Source organism: Elstera sp. (assembly GCF_044372965.1).
Lineage (GTDB): Bacteria > Pseudomonadota > Alphaproteobacteria > Elsterales > Elsteraceae > Elstera.
Genome location: NZ_JBILQX010000173.1, coordinates 1 through 7,733, shown reverse-complemented (window position 1 = coordinate 7,733; position 7,733 = coordinate 1). Strand labels below are relative to the sequence as shown.

Below are 7,733 nucleotides of genomic sequence, written 5' to 3'. Positions count from 1 at the left end.
ATACGGTTCAGCGTGCGCAGGAAGGTGGACTTCCCGCAGCCCGACGGGCCGATGAGCGCGGTGACTTCGTGCTCGCCCACGTCCAGGTTGATCTTATTCAGCGCACGCTTTTCGCTGTAATAGACCTCGACTTCGGAGGCCTTCATCTTCACGCGCTTACCGTGCCCGGCGTGGACGGCGGCAGCGGTTTGAGTATCGGTCGCCAGCATGGGGATTACCACTTCCGTTCGAATTTTTTGCGCAGGATAATCGCAATCGCGTTCATCGCCAGCAGGAAGGCCAGCAGAACCATGATTGCGGCGGAGGTTTTTTCGACAAAGCCCCGCTCAGGACTATCGGCCCATAGGTAGATCTGCACCGGCAGAACGGTGGCCGCTTGCGTTGCCCCGCTCGGGATATCCACGATGAAAGCGACCATGCCGATCATCAGCAGCGGCGCGGTTTCCCCCAAGGCGTGGGCCATGGAGAGGATCGTCCCGGTCAAAATGCCCGGCATCGCCAGCGGCAGCACGTGGTGCGTTACCACCTGCACCCGGCTTGCCCCAAGCCCCAGGGCCGCTTGACGGATGGAGGGGGGGACGGCCCGTAAGGACGCGCGCGAGGCGATGATGATGATTGGCAGGCTCATCAGCGCCAGCACAACGCCCCCGACCACCGGTGCCGAACGCGGCAAACCGAAGACATTCAAGAATACCGCAAGCCCCAAGAGACCGAAGACAATCGACGGCACGGCCGCGAGATTGTTGATGTTCACTTCAATCAAATCGGTCCAGCGGTTCTTCGGGGCAAACTCTTCCAAGTAAACCGCCGCCATAACACCCAGCGGGAAAGCGATGGCGAGCGTAATCGCCAGCGTCAGCAGCGAACCAACAATCGCGCCGCCAACCCCTGCAAGTTCCGGCTGGCGGCTATCGCCGTTGGTCAAGAACCACAGATTGAAGCTGCGTTGAATTTTACCATCGGCTTTAAGCGTTTCGAACCAGGCGATTTGCTGGGGGCTCAGGCGGGCTTCGCCTCCTTTAGGCGTTTTTGCCGTATGGCCCTTAGCGTACATATCGTAATCCGAGGCCACCGGCACGCGCACGGTGATCTTCTGACCGATTAGGGCTGGGTTCGCCATCACCTGATCCCGGATCGCGTCGCTCGCACCGTTGGACAGCAGCGAGTAGAGCGCCCGAAGCTCGTTCCGCTCTTTCAAGTCAGGGAAATAGGTGCGCAGGCCGGCGCGGGCAATGCCTTGATAGTCGCCCGCCCGCAGATCGTCTGGATTAGCCTTGCCGGCGGGGTCCGCAAGCGCGGGGTCCACGGTAACGGTCAGGGTCATCGTTGTGGCCGTGAAGGCGGTATAGCCTTGGCTGACAATGCTCGTCAGCAAGACCGCCAGCGCGACGATCGAGATAACAATTGCAGACAAGCCGTAAGCGCGGAATCGCCATTCGGAGGCATACCGTCGCTTCAAGCGCTTCTGAGCCTCGTCGGTGGCATGGACCCCGACGGCGGCGGCCCCTTGGGGGCGTTCGACGATATCAGTCATATTTTTCCCGATATTTGCGCACCACGGCCAGCGCGATAACGTTCAGGCAGAGGGTGATGACGAACAGCACCAGCCCGAGGGCGAAAGCCGAGAGGGTCTTGGGGCTGTCGAATTCCTGATCGCCCACCAAAAGCGTGGCAATCTGCACCGTCACCGTTGTTACCGCCGCAAGCGGGTTGAAGGTAAGGTTGGCGGCAAGACCGGCGGCCATGGCCACGATCATCGTCTCACCAATGGCGCGGCTAATCGCCAGCATCACGGCGGCAACAATCCCCGGCAGGGCGGCGGGAAGCACTACCTGCCGGATGGTTTCCGACTTGGTGGAGCCGAGCCCATAGGCCCCGTGGCGCAGGCTTTGCGGCACGGCGTGGATCACGTCGTCGGCGAGCGAGGAGACGAAGGGAACGATCATGATCCCCATCACCACGCCGGCGGCGAGCGCGCTTTCCGACGCCACGTCCAGCCCCAGGGCCGTTCCGGCATCGCGCACGAAGGGAGCGACGGTAAGGGCGGCAAAGAAGCCGTACACCACGGTCGGGATCCCAGCGAGCACTTCCAGAACCGGCTTTGCCACCGAGCGTAAGCGCGGGCTGGCATAATCGGCCATGTAAATCGCCGACAGCAGCCCGACCGGCACCGCCACCAACATCGCAATCACCGTAATCAGCAGCGAGCCGGTGAACAGCGGGATAAAACCGAAAGCCCCGGAGGAGCCGACCTGATCGGCTCTGATGGCCGTTTGCGGGCTCCATTGCGTGCCGAACAGAAATTCGAGCGCCGGATATTTAGTGAAGAAGCGCATCGATTCGAAAATCAGCGACCCGACAATGCCGACCGTGGTGAGAACGGCGATTGTCGAGGCGATGATCATCACCACGATGGCAAAGCGTTCCACGCGGTTGCGGGCGCGCATCTGCGGATTGATCCGCCAGAAGCCGACCGCAAAACCGGCGATACCCAAGCAGGCACCGACGATGCTGACAATCCACGCTCCGGTTTCATGCAGCCCGTGGTAATTGCGCACCGCGTCCGCAATCGCCGGATCCGGGGTGCGGGTGCCCGCATTGCCGTAGGCGAAATTGCGAATATCGGCCATCACCAGCGTGAGTTGGTTCGAACTCATCGCTTGGTAGCTCTCGGGCATGGCGCTCAGCACCAAATGCTGGATCACCGTCGGCTCCAGCACCGCCCACAGCGCCATGACGATCGCAGGGGGGACGAGGCACCAGAGCGCCATATAATAGCCGTAATAGCTGGGTAAAGAATGCATACTGGCACGGATGCGCGTGCCTTCTTGGGCCAGAACGCGGCGTTGGCCTAAAAAGAAGGCGAAGACAGCAAGCGCAGCAATGGCGAGAAAAACCAGAGACGGGGACATGGGGACCCCTCATGTAACTGAAAAAAAGGAAAAACGGATTTTGTTTATTCGGGAAACGCCCACCAGCGCGGGGGAATTCATCCGAATATGAGAGGGGGCCCGTTGCCGAGCCCCCAACCCAATTACATCGCCAGCTTGGTCAGACCGACCGACGCTTCGCGCACTTTGGCGCGGTCGGCAGTCGGCAGCGGGATCAGGCCCTTATCGGTCAGATAACCATCACTGCCGAAAGCCTTTTCCGAGACGAATTCGGTGACAAATTCTTTGATGCCCGGAATAACGCCGACGTGCGCGTTCTTCACGTAGAAGAAGATCGAACGCGAAATCGGGAACTTGCCCGAGGAGATGTTTTCGAAGGTCGAGTCGACGCCTTCGATTTGGCTGCCCTGGACCTTGTCCTTATTCTGGTCAAGGAAGCTATAGCCGAAGATGCCCAGGGCTTCCGGCGAGGTGTTCAGCTTCTGAATGATCAGATTGTCGTTTTCACCGGCTTCGATGTACGCGCCATCTTCACGGAGCTTCGAACAAGCTTGGGACTTAATCTTCGCATCGGTGATTGCTTTAATTTCCGGGAAATCTTTGCAACCAAAATCCATGACGAGTTCGATGAACGCATCGCGCGTGCCCGACGTCGGGGGCGGGCCGATGACTTCGATCTTCGTGTTCGGCAGGTTCGGGTTCACTTGAGCCCAGGTCTTATAGGGGTTCTCGGCAAGGCCACCGTTCAGCGGAACCTTCTCGGCGAGGGCAAGGTAGATGTCCTTGCGCGACAGGTTCATCTTGGCCGAACCGAGCTTGTCGGCGATCACGATGCCGTCGAAGCCGATCTTCACTTCCGTGATATCGGTCACGCCGTTCTTATTGCAGCTTTCGAATTCCGACTTGGTCATCGGGCGCGACGCATTGGTCATGTCCGGATGGCCCGTGCCAACGCCGGCGCAGAACAGGCGCATGCCGCCGCCCGTACCGGTCGATTCGACAACGGGGGTCTTGAACTTGCCCTGACGGCCGAAGGCTTCCGCCACGGCGGTCGAGAACGGGAACACCGTGGAGGAACCGACGATGCGGATCTGATCCCGTGCCTGACCAAAAGCGGCCGCCGGAATCATCGCAGCGGCGAGGGCAGCCACTGCAAAAGTCTTCTTCATCATGCCATCAAACCTTTCGAGCATACATCTGCAGAACGTCGGGGCTTTCCCCGAGCATCCCGCCGACCAATTGCGTCATCTCGTGCCGTCAGGCCTAAAACCCCAGCTCAGAGACTGAGCGGACCGTAGCCATGGCGTGACTCTCTTTTATGACAAAAGCATTGCGGATATATGACAATGAACCCTGGCAAAACTAGCAGGTAAAATATTCTTAAAATGTCGCGACTTTCCTAGGCCGTTTCGGCCTTCAGCCTTCGGATATTCAACCAATTGGAATCTAAGCGGAATCAATCTTTGCGCGGCGCCCGTCCCAACGAGGGGAAACGTCACCCGCGCTCAGCGGCGGGGAGATAGGCGTAAACGCAGGTGCCTTTTCCCACGTCGCTTTCGATTCGCAGACTGCCGCGATGGCGATTGATGATGTGTTTGACAATGGCGAGCCCCAGGCCGGTGCCGCCTTGGGATTTGGAGCGGGCGGGATCGACCCGGTAGAACCGTTCTGTCAAGCGGGGCAGATGGGCGCGGGGAATCCCCTCCCCATCGTCGCAAATGGCAATCGCGATGGTCCCAAAAGCGGGCGGCGGCATTGCCGCAGGGGCGCTGGGTTTGCGTTTCACCGCCACGGTAACGACGCCGCCTTCTTTGCCGTATTTCAGCGCGTTGACGATGAGGTTTTGCGCAAGCTGAACCACCTCGTCCGCCGTGCCGATAACATTAGTGTTGCTCTCGACCGTCAACTTAATCTGCGAGCGGCGCTGATCGGCCTGGGGCCGCAATCCTGCTACAACGCGCTCCAGCAGCGGCGCGAGCGCGAGCGGGGTGGTCGGGTGCTCGTGTTCGTGCTGCTCGATGCGCGAGAGCGATAAAAGATCTTCCACCAGCCGCGCCATGCGTTGGGCTTCCCCCTGCATGATATCGAGGAACATCGCGTGTGCGGCAGGATCATCCTTTGCCGGACCTTGTAAGGTTTCGATGAAGCCCAGCAGGGTGGTCAGCGGCGTGCGGATTTCGTGGCTGGCATTGGCGACGAAATCCACGCGGGTTTGTTCGGCTCGGCGCAGGGCGGTGACATCGTGCAAGGTGAGCACGGCGCAGGTGCCGTCCGGCGCGACCGATTGCAGGCGCTGAACGGCTACGGTGAATTCGCGCTCCACCGGCGGGGCGAGGCTGAGGGTGGCGGTAGTGCGCGCCTCCTTCTCGCTCAGAACCAGATTGACGGCGGCAACAATGGCCGGTTGACGGAATAAAAGCGTCGTATCGCGCCCGATGACCGAACCGAAGCTTTCGACTGCCGCCCGATTCGCGCCCAGAATCCGCCCTTGCCGGTCGAGCGCGAAGACTGGATCGGGCACGGCGTCCAGCACCCCATCGCGCGCTTGAACGAGGCGCATCATCTCGTCATTGCGGTCGCGTTTGGCGCGGTACAGTCGGGCGATGGCATAACCAAGATCGCGCAAGGCGGGGCTGCCGAGCCGGGCGGAGGCCGGCAGAGGGCGGTCGCCCCCAATCAATTCGTCGGCGAAATTGCGCAAATCGTAAATCGCCCGCGCTTGGCGGCGGGTGAGGAGCGCGTAATAGAGCAGCAAGCCGGTGGCGGCGAGGGCGGCGACCTCGCGCGGTAGCCACCCCAACCAGGCGGCCGCGCCGGTCAAAGCCAGCGGCGGCAGGCACAACAGAACAACCGACAATAGAATACGGTTGAAGGGCAATGGCGGATCGGGCAGCGGCATCGGCGCGTCGTCGCCCGTTGCCCCAACCCCGCCGGGGCGGGGCGGGGTGATGGCGACGGGGGGACCATCCGGCTGAGAGGCAGGCCGCGTTTTTGGCGATTCGTCCGTCATGCCTGCCCCATACGGTTCCGCTACGCCGCCGCCGTGGCAGCGGCCAAGGCCGCCATGGTGACGATATCGCCAACGGTTGCCCCCATCGGCACGATCTGGATGGGCTTATCCAGCCCCATCAAAATCGGCCCGACAACGGTGCCGCCGCCTAACTGACGGATCAGTTTGGCCGATATATTCGCGGCCGCCAGCGACGGCATCACCAGCACATTGGCGGGGCCAGAGAGGCGGCAGAAGGGATAGAGCTTCATCAGCTCGGGGTCCAGGGCCACATCCGGCGACATTTCGCCATCATACTCGAAGTAGGTCTTGCGCTGGTCGAGCAGCTTCACCGCATCGCGGATACGCTCGCCATTATTGGTCATCGGATTGCCGAAGTTGGAGTAGGAGAGCAGCGCTACGCGCGGCTCATGCCCCATGCTGCGGGCTTTGGCGGCGGTTTGAACGGCAATATCGGCCAGTTCTTCCGCTGTCGGCACCGGCGTTACATGGGTGTCGGCAATAAACAGGGTATGGCTGCGCAGCAGCAGGAGCGTGAGGCCGTAAAGCCGCTCTTTGGCATGCAGATCGACCGCGCGGCGCACCTCTTCCAAGCTTGTGGAGAAGGAACGGGTAACGCCCGTCACCATCGCGTCGGCATCACCCAAGGCGACCATACAGGCCCCGAACACGTTTCGATCTTGGTTCACCATGCGCTGACAATCCCGGTACAGGTAGCCCTGTCGTTGCAGCCGATGATAGAGATAGTCCGTGTATTTCTTGTTATGGCGTGCAACCGAGGCGTTGACGATTTCAAGATCGTCCGCCCCAACGAGCCCCGCCGCGCGAATGGTTTCCTGAATACGATGCTCGCGCCCAACCAGCACTGGCTGACCATAGCCTGCGGCGCGGAAACCGAGGGCGGCGCGGATGACGCGTTCCTCTTCCCCTTCGGCGAACACCACCCGGCGCGGATTGGCGCGCACCCGGTCCAGAATCCCTTGCAGGCTGGCGGCGGTGGGGTCGAGGCGGCTGGCGAGCGCGCGGCCATAGGCTTTTTCATCGGCAATCGGCTTGCGCGCGACGCCGCTTTCCATCGCGGCGCGGGCGACGGCGGTCGGCACGGTGGCGATCAAGCGCGGATCGAAGGGCACGGGGATGATATATTCCGGCCCATAGCGCAGCTTGCGCCCGGCATAGACGGCCGCGAGCTCTTCCGGCACCGGCTGGCGGGCAAGATCGGCGATGGCGTGGGCGGCGGCGACCTTCATCGCGTCGTTAATCGCGGTCGCCCGCACGTCCAACGCGCCCCGGAAAATATAGGGGAAGCCTAAGACATTATTCACCTGGTTCGGATAGTCCGAGCGGCCCGTGGCGACGATGGCGTCCGAGCGAACGTCCTTCACCTCTTCTGGGGTGATTTCGGGGTCCGGGTTGGCCATGGCAAAAATGATCGGCTTTGCCGCCATGCCCGCGACCATATCCGGCGTCACCGCGCCCTTGGCGGAAAGGCCGAAGAAAACATCCGCCCCCTTCATCGCCTCTTCCAAGCTGCGCGCTTCGGTGGGCACGGCGTGGGCCGATTTCCACTGGTTCATGCCTTCGGTGCGGCCTTGGTAGATCGGCCCTTTGGTATCGCAGAGCACGACATTCTCGTGCGGCACGCCCAGCAGCTTCACCAGTTCGACGCAGGCGATGGCGGCGGCCCCCGCGCCATTCACCACCATCTTAATGTCTTTCAACGACCGGCCCGTAATATCGAGCGCATTAATCAGCCCGGCGGCGGCGACGATGGCGGTGCCGTGCTGATCGTCGTGGAACACCGGAATATCCATCAACTCGCGCAGGCGCTG

General features: G+C 61.5%; 6 protein-coding genes. All 6 read right to left on the bottom strand.

The features are described from left to right. On the bottom strand, positions 1-221 hold a 221-nt coding region (locus ACIQ36_RS16580; protein ID WP_395831339.1), incomplete at its 3' end, for an ATP-binding cassette domain-containing protein. After that, positions 215-1,534, bottom strand: a complete 1,320-nt coding sequence (pstA, locus tag ACIQ36_RS16575) for a phosphate ABC transporter permease PstA (RefSeq protein ID WP_395831337.1) — start codon at positions 1,532-1,534, stop codon at positions 215-217. The genes pstA and ACIQ36_RS16580, both read right to left, overlap by 7 nt. Then, positions 1,527-2,912, bottom strand: a complete 1,386-nt coding sequence (gene pstC / locus ACIQ36_RS16570; RefSeq protein ID WP_395831335.1) for a phosphate ABC transporter permease subunit PstC — start codon at positions 2,910-2,912, stop codon at positions 1,527-1,529. Before pstC ends, pstA begins: the two co-directional genes overlap by 8 nt. A 122-nt stretch (positions 2,913-3,034) precedes the next feature. Continuing rightward, complete coding sequence (locus ACIQ36_RS16565) at positions 3,035-4,063, bottom strand: substrate-binding domain-containing protein (RefSeq protein ID WP_395831333.1); 1,029 nt, start codon at positions 4,061-4,063, stop codon at positions 3,035-3,037. Positions 4,064-4,386: 323 nt separating this feature from the next. Further along, positions 4,387-5,901 carry an ATP-binding protein gene (locus ACIQ36_RS16560; protein WP_395831331.1) on the bottom strand — a complete coding sequence of 505 codons (1,515 nt, stop codon included), beginning with the start codon at positions 5,899-5,901 and terminating at the stop codon, positions 4,387-4,389. A gap of 20 nt (positions 5,902-5,921) precedes the next feature. Further along, positions 5,922-7,733 (bottom strand): phosphate acyltransferase (locus tag ACIQ36_RS16555; protein ID WP_395831328.1); only part of this gene is annotated, 1,812 nt, incomplete at its 5' end.